Source organism: Bacteroides sp. A1C1 (genome assembly GCF_004328515.1).
In the GTDB taxonomy this organism is placed as follows: Bacteria; Bacteroidota; Bacteroidia; order Bacteroidales; family Bacteroidaceae; genus Bacteroides; species Bacteroides uniformis.
On sequence record NZ_CP036491.1, the window covers coordinates 4,224,005 to 4,247,170 of the forward strand.

The window sequence follows — 23,166 nt, forward strand, 5'->3', positions numbered from 1 at the left end:
TTAAGAAAGCGTGGCTTTCATAATTTCAATGGGGTTATATTCGTTCAAGGCGATATGGGTGGAAGGGTGGAGCACCATTCCGTTCCGCTCGATTCCTCGGAGGAACGCCTCCTTGCTTTCTGCCGATACGGAGTTGAAGACGATGCAGCCTTCGGGGTGCAGCACTTGTTTCACTTTCCCTATCATTTCCTCCAGATGTCCGCCGTGTCCACCGATGAAGACGGCATCGGGGCGGGCAAAGGGAGTGAGGTCGGTGTGCAGGAAATCTCCGGTTACCGCCGTAATGCCCGGTGCGCCGAAGCGGCGGGAGTTGGTGTCCATCAGCTCTTTTCCTTCGGGGCGTATCTCGAAGGAGATGACGGCGAGATGAGGAAATTGCAGGCGGGCTTCGATGGAGACGGAACCGGTACAGAAACCGATGTCCCAGAAGACGCGGCGGCGGTTCAGTTCCAATGCCTGCAGGGTGAGCAGGCGGATGGGAGCCTTGGTTATCATGCGGGCGCGTCCGTCAAGATGTGCAAACTCTTCATCGGGGATGCCGAAGGGACGGACTGGAAAGTCTGGGGCTTCGCTACCGTGCAGGGAGTTTGTGCGGCATTGTCCGGGATGGCTGTCCAGCAGCAGGCAGTTGGGATGTTCGAAGTCACCGGAAACCGCTTCCTGGGGTGTCATCCGGCGTATGCGTTCCTTTTCGGGATTGCCGAGATGCTCGCCGATGTATAGTGTGTAGTGGGAGTACCCGTATTCCAGCATGCGGGCGGCAATGGTGGCCGGGGTATGTTCGCGGTCGGTGAGGATGCCTATTTTGGGGGCACGCTCTATGAGGGCACGGTCGAACTCCTGCCAGGGGCGTCCTGTCAGGGAGACGGTGCGCATGTCGTCATACGGCATGACGAGGCGGTGTGCCAATGTCTGCAAGGAATTGAAAGCGGGATAGAGCAGAATGTCTGCCCCGGGAAGCTTGCGCTTTATGGTATTGGCAAAACCGAAGAACAACGGGTCGCCGGAAGCGAATACAATGATGGAGTCGTCCGTCGCCGTCTCTTCGAAGCGGGCAAATATTTTTTCATAACGGGAAAAGACGCGGTCCAGCGGTACGGTGATGGAAATCCATTCGGCCCCGGCAGGCAGCAGAGGACCGACAATCTCCTTATGCCGTATGCCACCGGAGAAAACCTTCCCCTTCCGTATCTGCGCCAGTGCTTCCGGTGGAAAGAAGGGGGAACGGTTGTCATCCATTCCTATGATTATAAATCTGTGTTTCATTCAACGGGTAATCTTATGAAAATATCAAGTAATGTAAAGGGGCATAACAAGTAATGTTATCGGTCGTAACAAGTAATGTTATGGAATGTCTCTTTTCACTTACACATCCCTGCCCGGGCGCAACTGCTCCGCATCGTTGTAGCACAACACGGAGTTCACCAGCGTGGCAGCCAAGTTGCTGCCTCCCTTACGTCCTTCTACGATAATCTTGGGTATTTCCGTAAAGGGTTTCACCATGTGTTTGGACTCTTGCACATGCACAAAGCCTACCGGTGCGGCAACAATGCCCGCCGGATGTGCCTTGCCCTTACGTATCAGGTCGCAGAGTTCCATAAGTGCCGTAGGTGCATTGCCGAATACAAAGAAAGCATCGGGATGCTCCTCCACAGCCAGGCGGATGCCTGCCTGGGTACGGGTGATGCCTTTCTCTGCAGCCATCGTCGCCGTGTGCGGGTCGCCGAGGTAACATTTCACCTCTATGCCCAGCCGCTGCAAAGCTCCTTTGCGGATACCGCTGGCTGCCATCGTGACGTCTGTGACAATCGTCTTGATTCCGCCTTTCTCGATGGCTTGATACAAGGAAGCCACGGCACCTTCGTCCGTATGCAGCAGATGCTCCATTTCAAAATCGGCGGTGGTATGTATGGCATGGAGTAAAGCCCATTTATGGTCGAGGGGAATATGCTTGTTCTTCAGTTCCTTTTCGATGGTACGGAAACTACGAATCATGATGTCTTGCCCGATGCCCGTGGCTTCGGTATTCGTGTCCCGGTAATAGCCGCGCGGAGTGATGAAGGCTCCGTTCCATTCGTAGGACTGTGAGTTGCCTATCAATACGACTGTAAACATATCCACCTCTTCGGGATTGAAATCTCCCAGCGTGGTGATGTGTACCGCTTGTTCCGGGCGTCCTGCCTGGCGTACATATCCCACGGGCGTTTCCGGTGAGCGTCCTTCCTGCAGAAAGAGTTCTTTCAAGCGGTAAAGCTGCCAGTAGCGTCCTTCACTTTTGGGGTTGTAGACTGCCGTCACGAAGTCGGCGGCAGCGGCTGCGATGATACGCCTTTCAATACGCTCCCAGGGAGTCATCAGGTCTGAAAGGGAGATGACACAGAAGTCATGTCCTACGGGAGCTCCCAGCAGTGAGGCTGCCTTTTGGAAAGCGCTGATGCCCGGCAGCGAAATGATTTCCACGTCGCTGTTCCTTTCCCGCTTCATCTCGTAGACAAGCGGCGTCATACCATAAATGCCCGCATCCCCGGAACTGATGACGCAGACCGTCTTTCCCTGCTCTGCCAGCTCGAAAGCCTGCTCGGCACGGGCGCGCTCACGCTTCATGCCGGTATCTATACATGCTGTTGAGGGGTGGAGATAAGGGATTACAAATTGGAAATAATACTTATATCCCACCACTACATCTGATTCTTGCAAAGCGGAAATTACGGCGGGAGTTATATCCGATTCATTGCCCGGTCCGATGCCGGCAACAATTATTTTGGGGTGTTTCATATCCATATGTTCTATTGGCATACAAAGATAGAACTTATATTTGATGAAACCGAAAAAACTCTGTGTTAATCCGCGTAATCTGTGGTGAATCCTTATTGTCTAAACCTGTAAGTGCCGGTATTCGCTCGGAGTATAGCCTACGTTCTTCTTGAACACGCGGTTGAAGTGCTGCGAATACTGGTATCCCAGCTCATAGGCAATCTGGCTGACTGTCTTCCCGCTTCCTATAATCATTTCTTTGGCCAGGTCGATGATTTTGTTCTGGATATATTCCTGCGCTGTCTTTCCGGTTTCCTTCTTCACCAAATCTCCGAAATAGTTGGAGGAGAGGAACACTTTGTCTGCGAAGTATTTCACGGAAGGCAGTCCTTCGGTCTGCGGTTTGTCGCTCTGGAAATAGTCGTCTATCAGTGCTTCGAATTTCATCAGGATATCTTTGTTGGCTGCCGAGCGGGTGATGAACTGGCGTTCGTAGAAACGCATGCAGTAGTCCAGCAGCAGTTCGATGTTGCGTGCAATCAGACCCTTGCTGTGCTTGTCGATGGGGCGTTGGATTTCCATCTTAATCTTCTTCAGACAGTCGAGGAAGATTTCTTTCTCGTCTTCGGACAAATGCAGTGCCTCGGTAGAGGAATAGGAAAAGAAGGAATACTGCTTTATTCCCTGTCCCAGCGAGGTGCCTTTTATCAAGTCGGGGTGGAACAGCAGGCCGGAGGCGCTGGGCTGCATACCTTCCAGCATGTTGACCTCGGTCACCTGGCCCGGGGCGAAGCTGGTTACCGTGCCTTCCTGGTAATCGTAATACTGTTTTCCATAGCGTATGTCTCCGCATTTGGTGTTTTTGAGGAAAAGGGCGTATACGCCATAGTTCAAGGTGAAATGCCTGGGATATCCGGTGGCTTCGGACAAATCGACTACGCTGACCAGCGGATGCAGGGTTTCGAGACCGAACATCTTGTTGTATTGGTCTACAGCATTGAGCTTGATTACTTCTTCCATAAACGTTCCTGTTAGTTTTGTACAAATGTAGAGAATAATCCGGAAAGTTCCATATTGCAGGAGGAGGAATCCGTAATATGGTTACAAATGTCCGTAATCTGTGTACATTGAAAAGAGCTACACCCTTTGTCCGGAATGGTGTAGCCATCCGGAGCAAAGGGTGTAGCCTTGGTATGTAAAAGGTGTAGCCCTTTTACGCTTGCTGGTTATCAATCTTTTAGCATGGCTTTGATGTGTTCCATATAGAGCTGGCGGATGGCTTTGTTTTCGCCCAGTCCCTGCATGCGTACATTCACTTGATAGCCTTGCTTTTCAAGTTCCGTCTTCCACACGCCGGCAATATCTTCCTTGGTATGGTTGCCGCATACCAACAGCAACGGAACCAATGTCACGCTCTTGGGGCGTGTCTCTTTCAGTTGCAGCAGGGTTGCGTCCAGGGTAGGATATCCTTCAATGGTGCTGACGTGGAAGTTCTTCAGTCCATGGGCTTTCATCATGAAGTCGAGCATGGCGTAAGTAGCCGTGCTGGGTAGCTGGTTGCCGTGCCCCACATAGACAATGTCTTCTTTCTTTTCCGGCTGTTCGGCGGTCAGTATACCGATTACCTTCTCGCAGTCTTCGACGGAGTAGAGCAGGGGATTTCCCACTTTTATCTCCTTGAAGAAGGGACGGAGCTTGTCTGCATCCCTGCGGACGGAGGTCATCTCACTGCCTTCTATCAAGGTGGTGCTCTGGACGTAGATGGTCTGGTAGCCTTCGGCGCGAAGTTTCAGCAGTGCATTCGTAGGGCTGTCTTTGTACACACCCTCCTTGGCAAGTCTTTTTCGTACAATCGGCGAGATGTATGCTTCGCGCACTGTAAACTGCGGAAAGGCTTCTTGTGCCTCACGGGTCACGACGTCGAGCGTCAAGGCACGTGTCTGAGGGTCCGAACTGCCATAATGGGTGATGAGCAGAGCCGCCTTCTCCTCTTGTTGTGCGGAGGAGAAGAGGCTGATGCCGAGTAAATAGAGAGTGATGAAAAAATGTTTCATAATTGTTGTTGTTTCTAAAAGCGTTATGGAGAAATTATTTTAGTCTGAGTGCCAGGCTGACTACTACCGAACGTCCCGGGGAATACAAGGCGAAGTTCTTGTTCAGCGGGCGGTTGTCCTTCTTGTTGAAGATATTGTCTATGCCGATGCCCGGTTCGATGACAAAGTTGCGGAAGCCGTCGAAGGTATGGCGGGTATTGAGGTTCCAGATGCCGTAGCCCGGAGCATTGCCGTCCGCGTCACCCGGATAATAGACTTTGCTTTGCAGACGACCGTTCAAGTTGAGGTTCAAGGTATAGTCGCTCCAGCTGTGTGTATAGTTTCCGGTGATGGTGGCTGTATGGCGTATGCTGCGTTCGATGTTTTGCCATTCGCCTCCTTCGTTCAGACCGCGTCCATAGGCGTAGGTATAGTTTCCGGCCAGGGTGAAGCCCGGGAACAGATTGCCGTTCAAGTTCACTTCAAAGCCTTTGACGGTAGCTTTCTCGAAATTGAAGTAGTTCTTGACACTTAGGTTTTTCGTGGATGAAAGGTCACCGATTTCGGGGAACTCTTCACGCAACTGGTTCTGCTCTGCTTCCGGTAGGTCATCGAATTTAGTGGATTTGGAAGTTACCATGTTCTTTACATAGTTCAGATAGCCGGTGACGGAAGCACTGAAACGGTTGGTGCGGTATTCCATGTTGATGGAGTAATAGTTGCTGCGTTCGGGGTCGAGGTTCTCGTCACCCAATGAGATGGTGGCTCGTGTACCCATTGTCTTCTTGAACATGTGGTAGTAGAGCTCGTCAATTCCCGGAGCGCGGAATCCGGCAGCATAGGTGGCACGTACATTGAAGTTGCCTATGTTGTACATGGCTGCCACTTTGGGGGTGAAGCGTCCGCCCGTCTGTTCGTGATGGTCGTAGCGTACACCCACAACACCGGTCAGATGGTTCCATAGCTTCACTTCATGCTGGCCGTAGGCTGATGTCGTATAGACACTTTTGTCCAAATCGGAGTCGGGACGGCGGAGTACTTCACGGCGATAGTCTACACCGAACACCGTAGTGCTGTTGGTTGTAAAACCGAAGATACCTTTCAACTCGGCATCATGGAATTTCTGAAGCTTGGTAAGCGCATACTGTCCGGGCAGGTATCCGCTGTTTTCTATCAGGTATTTGTAGCGTGATGCGTAATTGTTTCCTGAATAGTCGAACTGGATAACGTTGCGTTTACTCAGTTTGTATTTGGCGCCTGCCCCCCAGTTGTAACCTTCGTAGGTAGTGTTGTACTTGCTTCCGCCGGTGATATCCTCGCGTTCTACCGGACGTTCGAGTCCGCGGTTATAGTATCCACCGTTGGCATAGAAGGAAAGCTGGTCCGTAGCATCATAGGTAAACTTCTGCGAAAAGTTATTCGAGCTGTAGCCCAGGGAGAGCGGGGCAATCGTTTCGATGATGTCTTCTCCATCTTCTGTCAGATGGCTGTTTTGCCAACCGTCGGAGTGGTCGTATTTATAGGAAGTGTAGGACCCTATTTTTCCTTGGGCGATGTCCAGATTCAAGCCTTGGGAGAATTGATTCTTTCTCGTATAGCTGCTATTGCTGCTGAAGGCTACCACATCTTTAGGCTCGTTGGTAATGATATTGATTACACCGCCGATGGCATCCGAACCATAAAGGGAAGAAGCGGCTCCGTTCAGTACCTCGATGCGTTTGACGCGGGTCATGTCTATTTGGTTGAGGTCGATGTTACCGGTAATGTCTCCCGTGACCTTGCGTCCGTTGACCAATATCAGCACGTGCTTGTTGGAGAGTCCGTTCATCATCAGATAGGACCCCATTGCGTTCGGACGGAAGGAGAGCGAGGGTACCATCATGGTCAAGGCCTGCTGGAAGTCGGTGATACCGGCACGCTTTATCTCGTTGGCAGTGATAACCGATACCGGAGACGGAGTGTTCTTCAGTCGCTGATGTGTACCCGTACCCGTTACTACGACCGGGTTCAACTCGTGAGTTTTCTTGGTCATATCGTCGCTGTCACCTTTTTCTGCTTGTGCATAGGCACCGGTGGCGATGATTCCTCCCATAAGGAGAACTGTGAGAAGTCTTTTCTTTATCATATATTGTTTTATTTTATATAACGCTGCAAAGGTACATACCATTATCGGAGGGTGAAATACTTAATAGTTGTTATACTGCGATGGCCAAATAGCTATTAATAGGTACTGTATTCCCTTATTCCGGCACATAGATAATCTCTCCATTTTCAAGCTGATAGGCAACTCCCACTTTCTTTCCTCTTTTACCGGAGGTCTTTGGGTCTTCGCTGGGAGTGTATTTCTTGATTTCCTGCCCTTCTTTGGTAATGATTTCCATATTTTCCTTTCCGGGATTCTTCACCATGGTGAAGTCTTCTTTGGAAAACATCTCCGTCATATTGAAGCGGGAGACGAGAGCCACCATCAAGGCTACGGCAAAGACCATTGCTACGTCAAAAAGATTGGCTACCGTACCCATGGGGTCGGAGTCCGAATCGCTGTGCAGTAATCTGTTTCTCTTACTCTTCATTGTTTTCGTATCGTTAGTCCGTTATTCCTTTTCGGCCGTTTGGCGGCTTATCACTTTGTACAGATATTCCAAGTCGTTCATTTCGCGGGCATACCAGCGTTGTTTCACTTGCAGGGTGATGATGCCGACAGCAGCAATGACCAGTCCTACCACTGTAGTGGCAAAAGCCACCTGCATATTGTAGGCCATGGAGGAGATGTCTCCTTGTGCCAAACCTACCAGTGCGGGACCCATCGGGATGAGGGTACCCATCAGTCCCAACATAGGACCCAGCTTGATGAAAGTACGCGAACGTCCCAACTCCTTCTCGGCTTCCACTTCATAATTGGCAAGCAGGTGTTCGCAGTAGGCGTCGTCGTCCCGGTGTGCGGACAGTTTGGACAAGCTGCGGAGGAGAGGGGAGTTACCTGCCGACGGGAGTTGCTGCAGCAGTCCGTCTATATTCTCTGGGGTGATGTTCTCCAGTGTTTCAGCGAATTGCTTCTGTAATTTCATCCGTTGATAGAACTCCCCGAAGAAACCTCCCGCAAGGAGAATGGCACGTAGAAAGAGTAGCAGCAGCAGGACTATGACGGGAACCAGCAGCCCGTTCGAAATCCAGAACAGTGTGTTTGAGATTGTTTCCATATATCTTTTTAGTTTTTAATTCTTTAATTCGTTTCAATAGCCCGTGGCAATGATGCTCAATATAACAATGAAAATATTGACAATGAACAATACTTCCAAGCGCAGCGGCTTGTCACCGATAGCATATCGCAGCAAACGGCTACCGGCACCGACTGCAAGGAAAGTAACACCGGCTGCTATCCATGAGAGACTGCCGAAATCAAGACCGGGAAAAGAGAAAAGCAGTAGCGCCAGGACGTAGCAGATTACTCCGCCTATCAGTATGCCGGGGTATAGCTTCAGCAAGAGGGTGACCGCTTGTTTGAAGGCCGTGTTGCGGGTACGCATTTCTGCGAAACAGTCGAAACAGAAAGCTATCATTACGGCAGCTTCCAGGGTGACACATACCGACAAGTTCAACATCTGCGGGCGGGAAGCAAAAAAAGATGCCACCACGGTCTTGGACTGTTCCGTCATCCACGGAGTCACCAGCCACGCAAAAAAGGCACAGCCTGCGGCAACCGTCCACATTCCCCAGCGGGGATAGAACCCCACCTTCAATAGAAAATTGAGGGCGATGAATAGGGCTAACAGATGAATGACGTATTCCATAATACTCTGTTTCTTATTCTTTTTTCCTTCTCTTCAACAGTACGACCAATCCGATGAAGCCTATGATGACAAGAGTGCCTGCAATCACTCCGTTCACTCTGTTCTTACGTACCGTTTGTTCGGAAGCCAGTTTGTGTTCTTTCAGTACGACATTCTTGTCATTGGTTACGGATGCTTCGTGTACCTCCTGCATGTTTCGGGTATAGGTCTGCTTCTCACTATTGTTCAACCGGTCGGCAACGAACGATTGGAGCCTGGTATTGTCACAAACGAACTCTGTGCAGGCGGCACCCTTCTCGCGTGTGATTTGTGCATGCAAGGAGGCGGTGGTTTTCAGTTGCTCATCAGATGCTTTCCAGTAACCTTTGCGGGCACTTTCCAGCATGACGGCTGTCATGGCCTGGAATGCGGCGGGATTGACACGGAGGAAGTATTCGTGAATGCCCAGCTTATTCTCATCCTTTATATATATTCTATATAAGTCATTGAACAGTTCCTTGTCTATGGCCGACGGACGCATAACGTGCCAGCCGAAGATGTTGCGGAAGATTTCGCCGAACATCTGCGCCGAACCTTCCCCGCCTTTCATCCGCTCTTGTATAAAGGTAGGGTTCAAGACGGTGGAACGTGTCTCTACGGCAATGGCCTCTTTGGCATCCTGCATGCGGCGGTTGGTCCGGTTGCGGTAGTCTGCCATATAGGCATCCGGTTCCTTGCCGGTCACGGTTTTGACGGTGAGCGAGAGTCCGCCCGTAAATTCATATACATGGTCCAGAGAGATGGGGCCCCATGTGTTACTTTGACGGGGCTGGATGACAACATCCGTTTCGGACAGTGCTGAGGCAAACAAACCTTCCTGGACGTCTCCCCAATTTTCGTCGTCCCCATAAGAGGCACCCATATTGTTGAGATATCCTTCCGCTATTTCCTTTTCGCTTTCCCACGAACCGCTGTGCTCGGTATAGGCCATCATACCGGTACTGTATCCGCTGTTGACCGGTCCGAATACACGCATCACAGACATTTCACGGGCACGTTTGGGGGAAGTTCCCTTTTCTACCAGTAATTTTTCCTGCAACAATGTACCTGATGCCACGTAGTTGGAATAGGTCTCATTCCCGGCTTCCGATGCCAGACGTATGGCATCGGTCAGTAGTTTCAGGCGGGAACCGGCGATGTCGCGCAGTTGCCCGGAGACTTGCACCAGCACATTGATGCGCGGACGTCCCAGTTCTTCGCTGGGCACCAGTTTCAAGTCGACCACTCTGCCTTGGTCATCGCGTACGGGTTCTACTCCCAACATCCAGAATACTTGAGCGAGTGTGGCTCCTTCCGTATTGATGAATTCGCCTGCCCAGAAGGTATAGCTTACTTTCCGGGGATATTTGCCGTGCTTGCTGATGTACTGTTTTAAAGTCGCTTCTGCCAATCGCTTCCCATCTTCCCAAGCCCTTGGGTTGGGAGTATTCTCGGCGTTGATGCTGTACATGTTGCGTCCGGTGGGCAGAACGTTCGGGTTCAGTACGGGGTCACCTCCCGGAGCGGGAAATACGGTCCCCCCGCTGAGTGCACGCACCATGGCATTTTGCTCGTTGGCGGTGGAGGCCAGCAACTGTTCGCGATAGAGCAGGGCGGGGCGAAGCTCCGGTGCTACAGATGCAGTATCTTTGGGTGGATTCTGGAGTAAGGCAGTCAGTCTTTTCCTGGCAGCAGGCAAGTAGTGGTGGGCTATATAGGTAAAGTCTTGCAACTGCTTTGTGGTGATTTTACCTTTATCGCGGTCCTTGCGGGCCGTTTCGTATGCCAGCGGGTCGGCAGCGACGGCGAGAGTGGTAGTCAGCAGGTCGCGGTCAGAATAAGGCTCGTTCATGGTGTAGTACGCACCCAGTATCTTTTCGTTGGCTATCTCTTCGGTGAAGGCATCCAGACGTTCCAACTCCTCGGCTGTATAGGGTTCGCCGGATATGGAATCCAGATTGAGGTCGCGGTGCAGCCCCAGGCGCATGGCCTCTTTTTTGATGTTCATTCCCAGAGCCCGGTGTTTGGCAGTCCCTTCGTCCAGCACTTTGTGAATATCTTCCAGCAAGGCCGAATAGCGTTGGCGCATACCGCTCTCCACGTAGGGCGGAGTGAGATGGGTGACCAGTACGGCATGTGTTCGGCGTTTGGCAATGATACCCTCGCCTACGTTTCCGGTGGTATAGAAGTAGAAGTGGGGGAGGTTACCAATCAGTACATCCGACCAGTCGGCCTGCGACTGTGCCACATTCTTTCCGGGAGTATATTCCAGGTTGCCGTGGGTGCCGAAGTGAATCACCGCATCTGCTTTGAAACCTTTTTGCATATACAGATAAGGAGCCAGATAACTGTGGGGCGGCGCCACCGGCATACCGTGCACCAGTTTGAACTCATCATCTCCCAATGCCGGGCGGGGCTGGGGGAAGAGCAGGATATTGCCGAATTGCAGGCAGGTAATGGCGATACTATCTTCTGTTGCCAGCAGATTGCCGGGCGCATCTCCATATCTGTCCGTCACTTCCTGATATTTCTCGGGAAGGAGTACTTCGTGTGCCCATTGTTCGTATTGCTCGGTAGACAACCATACCGGGTGTGCTGTTTTCAAAAACTGTTCTTGCGCTCCTTTGGCATACGAACCCATGACGGCACCGTCACGATGTATCCGCTTGCCGAACTCCTCTACAGTGGCAGGCAGTCCGCCGACGTCGTACCCTTCCGAGCGCAGGCGTTTCAAGAAGTTGTAGAGTGAAGGAATCACTTCCATTCCGCTTGCCAGCAGAGCGTCTTTTCCCGGAGTCTTGAAGTAGCAGATGGCAACACGCTTTTCTTTGTTGGACATGTCTCTCAAGGACATGTACTTGGTAATATGGTCCACTACGGCATCTATCCGTTCATTTTCGGCGGTGTACAGATAATATCCCTGCTTGTTTTTGTTTTGGGTGGCGATGCAGAGGGGCAGCATGCCTCCGTCTATCTCCGGCACCACTATACGGGCAGTCAGCGTACCGCCGCTGACGGGGGTATTGGGGTTCAGCCATTCCTCGTGGGGCTGAATCAGCGGGAAAGGCATGAATAAAGGAATGTTTTCCTGGTGCAGCCAGTTGATGAGTGAGTCATTGCCCAGCCGTCCCATAGGTAGGTAGACTACTGCATCGGGATGGAGGGTACGTATCATATCGGCACGCGGTTGGCCTCCGGCAGTGAAAGGGTAGACATTGAAGCCTGCTTGTGTCAGGCGTGTGATGAGGGAATCTACGTGGGCACGGTTTCCTTCCATCGGAAAGTTGAGTCCGGAAATCAGGGCAAGGTTGCGTCCGTCCTCATGGTAGAGATTTTTTTCTTTCAGATAGGCAGTTACCTCTTGCGGAGTACTGAAGTAGCAGCCGTATTCGCGGTGGTAGAACATGTTCTCTAGCAATGGGATGGGAGGCTCGTAATCTTGGTGTCCCCACCGGTGGGGAGTGGCAATGTGGCGCAGGTAGAGTAAGGCATTCCGGTAGTTGTGTTTGTTGCCGTTCTTGAGGTACTCCCGCAACGTGTGCTGTTGCTCGTTGGTGATGTTATAGTTGATGGAGAAAGCGGAGTTTCGTAACGTATTGGTAAAGACCGGTACTCCGCCGGCACCCACCCGTTCCACTTCGGCAACTTGACTGTCATCGAGATACAAGCCCCTGCTGTACATCACGATGGCGTCATAGCCGGAAAGGTCCTTCACATCTTCTTTTTTGATGCAGTTGACTTCTATCCGGGCACAGTCATTGTTCAGGGCAATGTCGGCAGCTTGTGCCAGGGTTGCGTTGATAATAAGTATACGTGTAGGAGCCAGCCAGTATTGATAGGCCGCAAAGCTGCAGACAATCAATAGGGCTATGCTGCCGAGGAATATTCCAAGTCTTTTCTTATTCATACAAGTTTATTCTCGTTAATAGAGTTTTTGTCTTTTGCAACATTTTCTTCTTATATAATTCACACTTAACGCCACACCCGTGATGCAAACGGCTGTACCTCCAAGCAGCAATACCCAAAGCACAGTCTTGCGCAGGGTGGCATTGGAGTTCAGACCGGGCAGACGCATGCGGTGCAGGGCTGTATAGCTCCAGTATTTCCAGCGGGAGGAAGTGTCTGTATGGCGGATGATTCCCGTTTCCGGGTGAATGTAATAGACGCTCCGGTCCGGGTCGTCCACCGTAATCTTCCACACGGGAAGCTGGGGGCGTCCGCGATACATATTGCTCATGTCGCGATAATAGGTCTCGAAATGTTCGAGCCGGGAGATGCGTATGCCGGGGATATGTTGTGAAGAATCACGCCGGGAGGCATAAATGCTTTCCACGCCTTTCAGAATTTCTTCTTCGGAGAGTTGCAACGGACGCGGCAGGCTGTCGGTGGCATCGATGTAATATTCGTTTTTGCTGTCTTTTACGATGTAGTAGGGATGTTCGCGGAAGTTGCGCCACTCTATCTGCAAAGCTTGGGGATAGGCGGCTATGATACGGCGGTAGTCCAGGGGGTAATCCTCCGGTTGTGGGGCACGGGCATGGAGCGTGCGTGTGGCGCTGCCTTTCTTCAGTGCCGGTTTATGAATCCATTCGGGAATGTCTGCCAAAGACATCATGCCGCTGAAGGTGAAGGTCAGTACGAAGATGCCGAAAAATATTCCGCTGACGTAGTGCCAGTGATACCACCTTTTTCGGTAGGGAGAGAATTTGGAGTGACGGTTGCGGTGTGTCTTGCGCCATACATCCACAGTTACCCAGATGCCGGCAATAACCATGAGGCAGCCCAGAGCTGTGAGCCAGATGACGGTTTTAGTCCAAAGGGCGGTGTCCTGCCGCAGCCAGGTGAAGTACACCCAGTGGGGGATGGCTCCCAGCCATGCCCAGAAGCGTTCGCTTTTGTTGGAGAACTGCAAGACTTCGCCGTTTTGCGAGCCGAGATAGAGTTGTGTCCCGGCATCGTCGGCAAAGTATATTTTATAGACGGGCATTTCCTTTTTCAGTTCAGCGAAGGGAATCCATTGGTCCAGAGAGTGGAGGGTGTCGATGCGGGTAATGGGAGAAGAACACCACAAAGCTGCTGTCCGGTGCAGGTGCTCGCTGTCCAAAGAGGGTCGTGAGATGGTGGAATCGGCAAGGAAATGAAACGTGCCTTTTGTGGTACTAAAGCTGAACTCGGGGTGTCCGGCATTGAGGTTCAGTATCGTAGACCTGACCTTTACGCCACGGGGCAGGCGGGCTGTGACGGAGGAGATGTCCGGAAGTGAGTCTCCGGCTTGGGAGAGCATTTCCAGCTTTTGCATTTTCTCCTTGGCGCTGACACGGGGAAAACGGTGGTACATCATCACGAAGGCGGAGAGGAACCACATGAGAAATAGGATACAGAGCAAAGTGCCCAGTATCCTATGAATAGAGTACATCAGTTTGGTGATAACATTCATTGTCGTTCGCGTTTTTCCTGCAAAAGTACAAGATGATTCAAGAACACTAAATACCCACTAATGGGTATATTATTCAGTGTCTTTTCCGGCAGCATAGGCCGCCTTCTTCGTCATGATGTCCAGCATGCGGTGCTTCAGTCCGAAACGGATATGGTCAATGAATATTTCTTGAATTTTCGGAATTTGTCCCAGTCCTTCCAGTTGTGCACTGACGGTGAAGCCTTCTTTCTCGAGCATCTCCTTCCACTCTCCGGCAATGTCGTTTTTGGCATGGTCTCCGGCAACAAACATGAAGGGGATGAGGGTCACACGTTTGGCTTTCCCGGCTTTCAGTTGTGCCAGCATGGTGTCAAAGGTAGGATAACCTTCGATGGTGCCCACATGGAAATTGGCCAGTCCGCCTGCTTTCAGCATATAGTCCATCTGACTGTAGATAGCGGTACTAGGGGTATAGGTACCGTGCCCCACAAGGACGAAGTGTTCTTTGGAAACTTTCTTGCCTTGTGCCGGGGCGTTGTAGCGGTTGCCCAGAATATCTGCCACCTTCTCTGCATCTTCTATAGAGTAGAGCAGGGGAGTACCTACACGTATTTCCTTGAAGAAGGGCAGTGCACTTTCCACATCCCTGCGGAGTGATTCCATTTCTACTCCGTCAATGATGTTGGTGCTCTGCACGATGAGGTGTGTGTAACCTTCGCTGCGCAGTTTCAGCATGGCATCCAGTGGAGTCAGCTTCGTGGTGCCGCGCTCTTTCAAGCGGCGGATAATGATGCGCGACGTATAGGCTTCTTGGAACTTCAACTCCGGGAAGGCAGCTTGTGCCTTGGCGTTGATGGCATCAATGGTGAGGGCACGGGTATCGTCATGCGTAGTGCCGAAGTGCACCATGAGCAGGGCGGCCTTGTCACCGGGTTTCATACTTGCAAGCATATCGCTGTGCTCGTAATTGCCTCCCCCGTGCGCATGGCAGAGGAGGAGGAAATTACAAAGGAATAAAAAGACAAACAAATTCTTCATAAATACTGATGCTTGTTTTAATCGTTCTCTATGACACGTATCATATCGAAGTAGAAGCGTCCGTCCACTTCGGCTCCTTTCTCTACATTACCGGTCTTGATGTCATAGATGTAGATAACGGCGTTGGCATCTTCTTCAGTGTTTACACCAATGTATGCTTTGTTGTTGAAGATGACAGAACGCTGTGAGAAGCGACCGCCGCTGTAACCGATTTCCTTGCCATCATAGCTTAAGCGTGTCTTGGTTCCGGTGGTAAGATCGAGGATGGCGTAGTAGTGAGAGTAAGCGTCGATGCCGGGTTGCTTATCTGCAGCGGGTCTATCGGCATTGTCATTACGTGCATACACTAAGGCTTTGTTCCCTTCCAGATATTGAACGGTCAGCAATTTGCCGTCGGCATTGGGATAGCCGTTGTAGGAAGTGTCGAATTCTGTTTCGCCTTTGTTGATACGTAGCAGGATGCCTTTGAAAAAAGCGTTATCTTCTTCGTGGAAACAAGCTAGGTAGAGATTGTCTGCTTCGTCGTACATTACGCAGTTTTGCATCAGTTCTCCGTAAGCGCTTCCTGCCATTTCGCATTCGATGGGAGAGAGCACATCTTTTTCTACTTCCATGGTAGAGGGGTTGATAATGGCTGTATGGAAGTTAGGCTCTTGCTGGTCTATATTCGTCAAACCGTCTGTCTCTTTCCAATAGTAGAAGTAGTACAATCTGTTGTCTGATTTGCGGTAGGTGAGGATACCGGAGCTTGTCAGTTTGAGCCAGTTGGTGGGGGCTGGTATGTTGAGTTCACCTTCAGCAAGGATAGTCAAGTCCTCTGCGTTCAGTTTCGTATAAAGAATCTTGTCCTTCTTACCATTGGTAGACATGATGACGAGTGTGTTGTCATCAATCCAGGCATGTGTGTAGGAACGTACCTTATAGCTGTTGGCCTTGAAAGGACGTTCTGCAATAACCTGAACTGCATTGTTCTTGATTTGATATTTTACGAAACGGTCGTTGGTTGCGGGTATTTGGTAGTAATATTTTCCTTTTGAGATAGTCTCCATGGAATAATCTCCCAGTTCCGAACCTTCTCTTTTCACAGTGATGACACCCTGCTCTGCGGCCAATGAGTTGACGCTATGGACAATAGTGGTATTCTTGCTACTCATCCCACCGTGTTTGTCTACGGTGACAAATAGGTCGAAGTGATAGTTATCCTCATTGACTTCCGGGTCGGGATTAGGATTAGGTTCCGGGTCATCATCGGAACACGCTGTGAATGACAGTGCCATCATGGCAGCCATAAAGGCAATCAGTGTAAATTTGAATTTTCTCATTTTGAATGAATTATTAAATGATTAGTTAATGAATAGTCTGAATTTAGCAAAAAAAGCACGTCCGGGCTTCTGCAGCTTGTAGTTGTCATAGGCTGTCTTGTCGAGGAAGTTGGTACACTCCAAAGCCAGATTATAGCGTCCGCGTCTCCATGAGTAAGTGATGTCGGCATTACAGATGTGCTGGGCGGGAATGCGTGCCTTGTTATCATATGCGCCGTAAGCTTCCCAGGTCAGGAAGTACCAGTGTACCCATTGATAGGTACAACCCAGGCGCAATCTGCTTTCGGGCAGGGCAATGTTGCGGAAGGTATAATAAGCCTCTACGCTACCGAATAGCCACGGGCGGTTGGGCACACGGTTGTTATAGGTGGCAGAGGGCTTTCCGTCACCCTTGTACTTCTGCTGGTCGCGAGTGTCCTGGTAGCTGACGTTTGTGGCGAGTTGCAGTCTGCCTTGCCAGTCGTAGCGCATTTCCCCTTCCGCACCTTTTACATGGACAGCCGGGACGTTGGTATATTGCATTGTACCCTCTTTCTCGGCAATGCTGGTCTGAATGTAGTTGTCTACCTTACGGAAAAATCCGCTCATCTCATAATAGAATGTATGTCCATTGCCCGGGTGCCATGTGCCGAACAGAGAGGCATTGAAGTTGTTGCTGTTTTCCGGTTTCAGTGCCACGTTGGCATAGATGGTGGTACCGTTTCCCAACAGCTCGCGGGCGATGGGCAGTCTTACGCTATGCTCGTAGGATACTTTGATGGATAAAGGTTCCACGATGATATACCGGAGTCCGGCACCGTAACCCAGGTAGTTCTTGGTGGTGGAGCCTTGCACATCCTTCGAACCGGTCACGCTGGATTGGTCGGTCTGCCGGATATTGGGATGGTTGATGTAGTCTTTTATGAAGAATACGTTTTCCATCTTGCCATCCAACAGAGACTGGTTGTAGGAGAGTCCCAGGATATGTTTGGTAACCACATCTTTTGACGGCTCGAAGCTGGTATCAAGGTCATCGAAGCGGTCGTTTCCGGTACGGCTCAAATGGTAGTTCAGATTAAAGCTGTGATGGGTATTCAGCTGATAGTCCAGGTTGGTGCGCATGATGGTGAGCGGACGCTTGTAGTGGCGCATGGATGGTTCTTTGCCCATAATCTCGTTGCGCTGGCTCACGATGTATCCTCCGTCCCAATAGTACTTCCGATAGGCAGTGTCCACGGTCAAGGAATGGTCCCAGGTGTGGGAGAGGGAGGCATTCAGTTGCATGTTCTTCAGGATGAAGTTGTACTTCTGATAGCGGGCAGAGATGTTCCAGGAATCGGAATTCCTTTCTGCCATTCCGTATACTTTGTTTTGAACAGACCCCGTCTGCAGTTCCTTGTCTGTTTTTGAATAGGAGGCGGAAACAAAGAAAGCATCAGCCCAGGATTTGTTGACAAATCCGGCTTCCACCTGTGCCAGTAGCGAGAAGTAGCCGTCATGAAAACGCTTGGGATTGCCATATATGAAGTTGTCCCCGCTTTCGTCGCGCATCTGTACATTCTTCATTCTATAATCGTTTTTGGAGTAGTTGATGCCAACGGTGGGCCGGACTATTAGTCCGTTTTTCTTTTCTACGAACTGTGCATTCAAGTCTGCCTTGTGGGTATGGAAGGAGCCGATGCCGTAAGATACATCCAGATAATCCTTTTTTTCCTGCTTTGTAATGATATTGATGGCGCCGCCCAGTGCATCTGTTCCCAAGCTGGCAGGGACTACTCCTTTGTATATCTCAATCCGGTCTATGATGTTAATGGGTAAGTTGGCGAGGGAAACACCGCTTCCTTTGGTGTCCAGTGGCATTCCGTCCAAAAAGTAGCGGACTGAATTTCCAGACATTCCATTGATGGAGAGGTCGAAGTCCGAGCCAACTCCGCCTTCCTCTCTCACCTTAATGCCCGTTGTACGGTTCACCAGGTCGTTGAGGTTATTCAGAGAGTTTACTATCGGCTTGATGTCGAGTGCATTGACAGCAAAGGCCCCTTCCTTCACTTTCTGCGTTTGGGTCTTTCCGTATACTTCGACAGAATTCAATGCCACGGAGCTTTCCTGCAATGTGAAGTTCTGTTTTTTATCCTGTCGGATGTCAAAAGTTTGTTTCACGGTTTGGTAGCCCAGGAAGGAGACGACGAAGGTATGTTTACCCGGAGTGACTTGTAGTGAATACTTCCCCCGGTCGTCCGTATAGGTGCCGGAGGTGGTGTTTTCCACAGCGATGGTGGCTTGGGATACCGGTGTCCCGTGCTGGTCTATGACTTTTCCGGATAAGGTGACCTTATTCTGTGCCATACTACCTGCAGGAAGCAGGCAGATAAATGTAAATAGCAGTCCTGTGATGAATCTCATTTCAGTTCCTTATAAGCGTTCGTAACTTGCCCTCAAGGAAAAATGAACAAAGAGAAAGATTCCTTTATATGGATAAAGAATGCCTCGACTCAATGTTTTGTTGCTTTATTCCCCGAAAGCACTAAAACTATGTTGTCTTGGCAGGTCTTCTGACTTATCCCTCTTTGAATGCCTTCCCATCCGCCGGGCGGACAGTGGCTTGTAGAATATTCAAAGATTTTGGAAGGACTTACAGCAGCGGGTCTGTTCAGGATTTGCACCTGATTCCCTTTTTCATCACTCATCTCCAACAGAACCGGGAGAGGTGAAACCAAAACTGGGACAAAGATAACAAAAACTATTAGGTTTGCGAATACTCCTGATAATTTTTGTTATCTTTGCCCGCGAATTGGTTCCGGATGCATGTTTCCATCATCTGGATTAAAAGGGAATCGGGTGTAAATCCCGGACAGTCCCGCTGCTGTGAAGCTCCGTTTATATCATGAAAAACACCCTTGCCACTGATATGCATTGAAATATCGGGAAGGCTTCAGGATTAGGAGTCAGTCAGAAGACCTGCCATTCATTAAAGGCTGCCTTTGCTCGTGGGTTAGGAAGACAGTACGAAGATATTAGTTGAACATTTAAACAAGAAATGGAATGCCTTTGTTGAAGGTATGTCCGCATTGTGGTGTGACTATATATATCCTTTATATATTAAAGAAAAAGTAAAATGATTAAGAAAGTATTGATTGCCAACAGAGGTGAGATTGCCTTGCGCGTCATGCGTTCGTGCCGGGAGATGGGACTGCTTACGGTTGCCGTCTTTTCCGATGCCGACCGTACTTCTCATCATGTGGCATATGCCGATGAGGCTTATCCGATAGGACCGGCCGTGGCAAAAGAGAGTTATCTGAATATTGAAAAAGTGATTGCCACGGCAAAGCGATGCGGTGCCGATGCCATCCATCCGGGTTACGGTTTTTTGTCGGAGAACTCGGAGTTTGCACGCCGTTGCAAGGAGGAAGGGATTATCTTTATCGGTCCCGCCGCCGAGACGATGGAGGCGATGGGCGATAAGATAGCTGCCCGCAAGCGAATGATTGCGGCAGGCGTACCCGTGGTTCCCGGAACGGAACAACCTTTGCAGAGTGCCGAAGAAGCTGTGCGCATCTGCAACGAGATAGGCTACCCCGTGATGCTGAAGGCGTCTATGGGTGGCGGTGGTAAAGGTATGCGCCTTATCCATAGCGAGAGCGAAGTGGTGGAAGCCTACAACACGGCACGCTCCGAGTCCATGTCCTCCTTTGGAGACGACACGGTCTATCTGGAAAAGTTCGTGGAAGAACCGCATCACATCGAGTTTCAGATATTGGGCGACAACCACGGCAACGTTATCCACCTTTTCGACCGCGAATGCTCCGTGCAACGCCGCAACCAGAAGGTGGTAGAAGAAAGCCCGTCACCCTTCCTTACGCCGGAATTGCGCCGGGAAATGGGAGAGAAGGCGGTTGCTGCAGCAAAGGCAGTGAACTACTCCGGTGCAGGTACCATCGAGTTTCTGGTAGACAAGAACCGCCGTTTCTATTTCCTCGAAATGAATACGCGCCTGCAAGTAGAGCACCCCATCACGGAAGAAGTGGTAGGCGTGGACCTGGTGAAAGAGCAAATCCGCATTGCCAACGACGAGGTGCTGCACCTCAAGCAGGAGGACCTGTTCCAGCGCGGCCATGCCATAGAGTGCCGCATCTGTGCCGAAGATACGGAGAACAACTTCATGCCGTCTCCCGGTGTCATCAAGCAACTGACGGAGCCGAACGGAATCGGTGTCCGCATTGACAGCTACGTGTACGACGGCTATGAAATCCCCATCTACTACGACCCCATGATAGGTAAGCTCATCGTATGGGCAACCACCCGCCAGTATGCCATCGAGCGTATGCGCCGTGTGCTCTACGAGTACAAGATTACGGGCGTAAAGACCAACCTTGCCTATCTGAAGCGCATCATGCACGTGCCCGACTTTGTGAAGGGAGAGTACAACACCCTCTTTATCGAGAAGAACGCCCGCATGCTGGTACGCACCAATACCACCAACGAAGAGTTGGAGAACATTGCCATGATAGCCGCCTATATGGACTATCTGGTTAATCTGGAGGAGAACGTTTCGGCACAGCTGTCCGATGGCCGCCCCATCAGCCGTTGGAGGGAATTCGGCTTGCAGAAGGGAGTGCTTAGGATTTAAGGAATGGAAAATTGATAATGGAGATTTAATAATGGAAATACATATAGGAGACCGTATAGCAGACATTACCCTGGTGGGTAAGGAAGGAAATAAGGTTCAGCTTACCATTGACGGAAAGCCCTACGAAGTGGACATTGTGATGGCGGAGAACGGAAGTTGCTCCATCCTGCACAACGGAAACTCGTTCAACGCAGGCCTTGTGCGCGGCGAGGGAGGAAAGAGCTATGACATCAGCATGCTCCAGCGTTCCTTCCACGTAGACATTGTAGACACGCAAGCCAAGTATCTGCACATGAAGAAAGGAGCCGATGAGAAGCAGGGCGACAAGATTTTGGCTCCGATGCCGGGCAAGGTGGTAAGCATCCCCGTCAAGGTGGGCGACCGACTGGCTGCCGGAGACATTGCCGTGGTGCTGGAAGCCATGAAGATGCAGAGTAACTATAAGGTGAATGCCGACTGCATCGTCCGCAACATTCTCGTGAGCGAGGGCGAACCGGTGAATGCCAACCAGGTATTGATTGAATTGGAGTTGATAAAGGAGGAATAATCCCGAGTCGCATTCAGTCCGTATATTATAAATCACTAAATTGTAAATGCAAATATGAACAGAGAAGAAATATACCGCCAGTTTGAGGAACTGGACAAACGTGCCTCGCTGGGTGGGGGCGTAGACAAGATAGAGAAACAACACGCCTCCGGCCGCATGACTGCCCGCGAACGTATTGACATGCTGCTGGACAAAGGCTCGTTCAATGAGCTGGACAAGTTCGTGAACCATCGCTGCACCAACTTCGGTATGGAGAAGAAGCAGATTGCCGGAGACGGCATGGTGTCCGGTTACGGAAAGATAGACGGCCGCCTTGTATTTGTCTATGCCTACGACTTCACGGCGCACGGCGGTTCGCTCAGCGAGACGAATGCCGCAAAGATTGTGAAGGTGCAGCAGCTTGCCCTGAAGAACGGCGCTCCCGTCATTGCCCTCAACGATTCGGGCGGCGCACGCATCCAGGAAGGTGTGAACAGCTTGGCAGGCTATGCCTCCATCTTCTATCAGAATACCATTGCGTCGGGTGTCATTCCGCAGATATCCGCTATTCTGGGTCCGTGTGCCGGTGGGGCATGCTACTCTCCGGCGCTTACCGACTTTATCTTCATGGTAAAGGAGCAGAGCCACATGTTCATCACCGGTCCGGACGTGGTAAAGACCGTGACCCACGAGGAGGTGGACAAGGAGGAACTGGGCGGTGCCTATACGCATAGCAGCAAGAGCGGCGTTACTCACTTCATGTGCAATACGGAGGAGGAGACACTGATGAGCATCCGCGAGCTGCTGAGCTTCCTGCCGTCCAACAATATGGAAGATGCTCCCTTCACTCCCTGTTCCGACGATATCCATCGCCGGGTAGAGACGCTTCAGACCGTCATCCCCGAAGACCCGAACATGCCCTATGACATCAAGGATATTATAGAACCGGTGCTGGACAACCAGTACTTCTTCGAAGTGATGCCTCACTTTGCCAAGAACGTCGTTATCGGTTTCGGTCGTCTGAACGGGCGTTCGGTAGGTATCGTGGCAAACCAACCTGCCTATTTGGCGGGTGTGCTCGATATTGATGCCAGCGACAAGGCGGCACGTTTCATTCGTTTCTGCGACTGCTTCAACATCCCGCTGATAACCTTCGAAGATGTTCCCGGCTTCTTGCCCGGAACGATGCAGGAGCACAACGGCATCATCCGCCACGGCGCCAAGATTGTCTATGCCTACGCTGAGGCTACCGTGCCCAAGATAACGCTGATTACCCGCAAGGCATACGGCGGCGCCTACATCGTGATGTCCAGCAAGCCGACGGGTGCCGACGTGAACCTGGCTTATCCGCAGGCGGAAATCGCCGTGATGGGTGCCGAGGGTGCAGTGAACATCCTCTACCGCAAGTCCTCTGCCGAAGAGAAGCAGGAGATTATCAAGGAGTATGAAGACAAGTTCTCCAACCCTTACCGTGCCGCCGAGCGTGGCCTCATAGATGAGGTCATCATGCCGCGTGACACCCGCTACAAGCTGGTGCAGGCATTGGAGATGGCACACAACAAGAATCAGAGCAATCCACCGAAAAAGCACGGCAACATGCCTTTATAATAGTAGTTATTTTTTATGTGTGAAATGCGTATCCCCGGAGAAGTGATTTCTGTG

At 50.9% G+C, this 23,166-nt stretch carries 16 protein-coding genes and 2 riboswitches; of the genes, 3 read left to right on the forward strand and 13 right to left on the reverse strand.

The genetic code is table 11. The features are described from left to right. The 13 genes from cbiE to EYA81_RS17750 all read right to left on the reverse strand — a co-directional run bounded on the left by cbiE (position 1) and on the right by EYA81_RS17750 (position 18,754). Positions 1-1,266 (reverse strand): precorrin-6y C5,15-methyltransferase (decarboxylating) subunit CbiE, encoded by a 1,266-nt coding sequence (gene cbiE / locus EYA81_RS17690; protein ID WP_131226233.1) that lies wholly within the window; start codon positions 1,264-1,266, stop codon positions 1-3. Positions 1,267-1,365: 99 nt separating this feature from the next. Further along, positions 1,366-2,775 (reverse strand): precorrin-3B C(17)-methyltransferase, encoded by a 1,410-nt coding sequence (gene cobJ, locus EYA81_RS17695; protein WP_119979458.1) that lies wholly within the window; start codon positions 2,773-2,775, stop codon positions 1,366-1,368. 99 nt (positions 2,776-2,874) lie between these two features. After that, positions 2,875-3,774: an AraC family transcriptional regulator gene (locus tag EYA81_RS17700; protein ID WP_005836667.1), complete on the reverse strand. Its 900-nt coding sequence runs from the start codon at positions 3,772-3,774 to the stop codon at positions 2,875-2,877. Positions 3,775-3,983: 209 nt separating this feature from the next. Then, the gene (locus EYA81_RS17705) at positions 3,984-4,808 is read right to left on the reverse strand and encodes a sirohydrochlorin cobaltochelatase (protein ID WP_131226235.1); all 825 of its coding nucleotides are present in this window, start codon (positions 4,806-4,808) and stop codon (positions 3,984-3,986) included. 34 nt (positions 4,809-4,842) lie between these two features. Further along, positions 4,843-6,912 carry a TonB-dependent siderophore receptor gene (locus tag EYA81_RS17710; protein ID WP_207389417.1) on the reverse strand — a complete coding sequence of 690 codons (2,070 nt, stop codon included), beginning with the start codon at positions 6,910-6,912 and terminating at the stop codon, positions 4,843-4,845. Between the two features lie 115 nt (positions 6,913-7,027). After that, positions 7,028-7,360, reverse strand: a complete 333-nt coding sequence (locus tag EYA81_RS17715; protein ID WP_005836672.1) for a DUF2149 domain-containing protein — start codon at positions 7,358-7,360, stop codon at positions 7,028-7,030. Positions 7,361-7,381: 21 nt separating this feature from the next. Further along, a complete protein-coding gene (locus EYA81_RS17720; protein WP_117588807.1) occupies positions 7,382-7,987 on the reverse strand; it encodes a MotA/TolQ/ExbB proton channel family protein in 606 nt (201 codons plus the stop codon). A gap of 33 nt (positions 7,988-8,020) precedes the next feature. Beyond that, on the reverse strand, positions 8,021-8,578 hold the full coding sequence (locus EYA81_RS17725) for a hypothetical protein (protein ID WP_117599535.1): 558 nt from the start codon (positions 8,576-8,578) through the stop codon (positions 8,021-8,023). A 13-nt stretch (positions 8,579-8,591) separates the two neighbouring features. Next, positions 8,592-12,503, reverse strand: a complete 3,912-nt coding sequence (locus EYA81_RS17730; RefSeq protein WP_131226239.1) for a cobaltochelatase subunit CobN — start codon at positions 12,501-12,503, stop codon at positions 8,592-8,594. Positions 12,504-12,518: 15 nt separating this feature from the next. Further along, the gene (locus EYA81_RS17735) at positions 12,519-14,033 is read right to left on the reverse strand and encodes a PepSY domain-containing protein (protein ID WP_119961911.1); all 1,515 of its coding nucleotides are present in this window, start codon (positions 14,031-14,033) and stop codon (positions 12,519-12,521) included. A gap of 69 nt (positions 14,034-14,102) precedes the next feature. Continuing rightward, complete coding sequence (locus tag EYA81_RS17740) at positions 14,103-15,050, reverse strand: sirohydrochlorin cobaltochelatase (protein WP_131226241.1); 948 nt, start codon at positions 15,048-15,050, stop codon at positions 14,103-14,105. Positions 15,051-15,067: 17 nt separating this feature from the next. After that, a complete protein-coding gene (locus EYA81_RS17745; RefSeq protein ID WP_044467663.1) occupies positions 15,068-16,372 on the reverse strand; it encodes a hypothetical protein in 1,305 nt (434 codons plus the stop codon). A 21-nt stretch (positions 16,373-16,393) separates the two neighbouring features. Beyond that, positions 16,394-18,754 (reverse strand): TonB-dependent receptor, encoded by a 2,361-nt coding sequence (locus EYA81_RS17750; protein WP_131226243.1) that lies wholly within the window; start codon positions 18,752-18,754, stop codon positions 16,394-16,396. A 121-nt stretch (positions 18,755-18,875) separates the two neighbouring features. Then, positions 18,876-19,084, reverse strand: a riboswitch (cobalamin riboswitch). A 42-nt stretch (positions 19,085-19,126) separates the two neighbouring features. Next, positions 19,127-19,332, forward strand: a riboswitch (cobalamin riboswitch). Between the two features lie 134 nt (positions 19,333-19,466). Between EYA81_RS17750 and accC the strand changes: the two genes are divergently transcribed. The 3 genes from accC to EYA81_RS17765 are packed head-to-tail and all read left to right on the forward strand — an operon-like array spanning position 19,467 to position 23,112. Continuing rightward, positions 19,467-20,978: an acetyl-CoA carboxylase biotin carboxylase subunit gene (gene accC, locus EYA81_RS17755; RefSeq protein WP_131226244.1), complete on the forward strand. Its 1,512-nt coding sequence runs from the start codon at positions 19,467-19,469 to the stop codon at positions 20,976-20,978. A 31-nt stretch (positions 20,979-21,009) separates the two neighbouring features. Beyond that, positions 21,010-21,525, forward strand: a complete 516-nt coding sequence (locus tag EYA81_RS17760; RefSeq protein WP_005836686.1) for a biotin/lipoyl-containing protein — start codon at positions 21,010-21,012, stop codon at positions 21,523-21,525. A gap of 54 nt (positions 21,526-21,579) precedes the next feature. After that, positions 21,580-23,112: an acyl-CoA carboxylase subunit beta gene (locus EYA81_RS17765; protein ID WP_022401007.1), complete on the forward strand. Its 1,533-nt coding sequence runs from the start codon at positions 21,580-21,582 to the stop codon at positions 23,110-23,112. Positions 23,113-23,166: the final 54 nt, after the last annotated feature.

Bases quoted from the DNA above. Each gene is read 5' to 3' on its own strand.
- EYA81_RS17705 (WP_131226235.1), bottom strand. From the start codon at position 4,808: ATGAAACATTTTTTCATCACTCTCTATTTACTCGGCATCAGCCTCTTC.
- EYA81_RS17760 (WP_005836686.1), top strand. From the start codon at position 21,010: ATGGAAATACATATAGGAGACCGTATAGCAGACATTACCCTGGTGGGT.
- accC (WP_131226244.1), top strand. From the start codon at position 19,467: ATGATTAAGAAAGTATTGATTGCCAACAGAGGTGAGATTGCCTTGCGC.
- EYA81_RS17715 (WP_005836672.1), bottom strand. From the start codon at position 7,360: ATGAAGAGTAAGAGAAACAGATTACTGCACAGCGATTCGGACTCCGAC.
- cbiE (WP_131226233.1), bottom strand. From the start codon at position 1,266: ATGAAACACAGATTTATAATCATAGGAATGGATGACAACCGTTCCCCC.
- EYA81_RS17740 (WP_131226241.1), bottom strand. From the start codon at position 15,050: ATGAAGAATTTGTTTGTCTTTTTATTCCTTTGTAATTTCCTCCTCCTC.
- EYA81_RS17745 (WP_044467663.1), bottom strand. From the start codon at position 16,372: ATGAGAAAATTCAAATTTACACTGATTGCCTTTATGGCTGCCATGATG.
- EYA81_RS17725 (WP_117599535.1), bottom strand. From the start codon at position 8,578: ATGGAATACGTCATTCATCTGTTAGCCCTATTCATCGCCCTCAATTTT.
- EYA81_RS17765 (WP_022401007.1), top strand. From the start codon at position 21,580: ATGAACAGAGAAGAAATATACCGCCAGTTTGAGGAACTGGACAAACGT.
- EYA81_RS17735 (WP_119961911.1), bottom strand. From the start codon at position 14,033: ATGAATGTTATCACCAAACTGATGTACTCTATTCATAGGATACTGGGC.
- EYA81_RS17720 (WP_117588807.1), bottom strand. From the start codon at position 7,987: ATGGAAACAATCTCAAACACACTGTTCTGGATTTCGAACGGGCTGCTG.
- EYA81_RS17750 (WP_131226243.1), bottom strand. From the start codon at position 18,754: ATGAGATTCATCACAGGACTGCTATTTACATTTATCTGCCTGCTTCCT.
- EYA81_RS17700 (WP_005836667.1), bottom strand. From the start codon at position 3,774: ATGGAAGAAGTAATCAAGCTCAATGCTGTAGACCAATACAACAAGATG.
- EYA81_RS17710 (WP_207389417.1), bottom strand. From the start codon at position 6,912: ATGATAAAGAAAAGACTTCTCACAGTTCTCCTTATGGGAGGAATCATC.
- cobJ (WP_119979458.1), bottom strand. From the start codon at position 2,775: ATGAAACACCCCAAAATAATTGTTGCCGGCATCGGACCGGGCAATGAA.
- EYA81_RS17730 (WP_131226239.1), bottom strand. From the start codon at position 12,503: ATGAATAAGAAAAGACTTGGAATATTCCTCGGCAGCATAGCCCTATTG.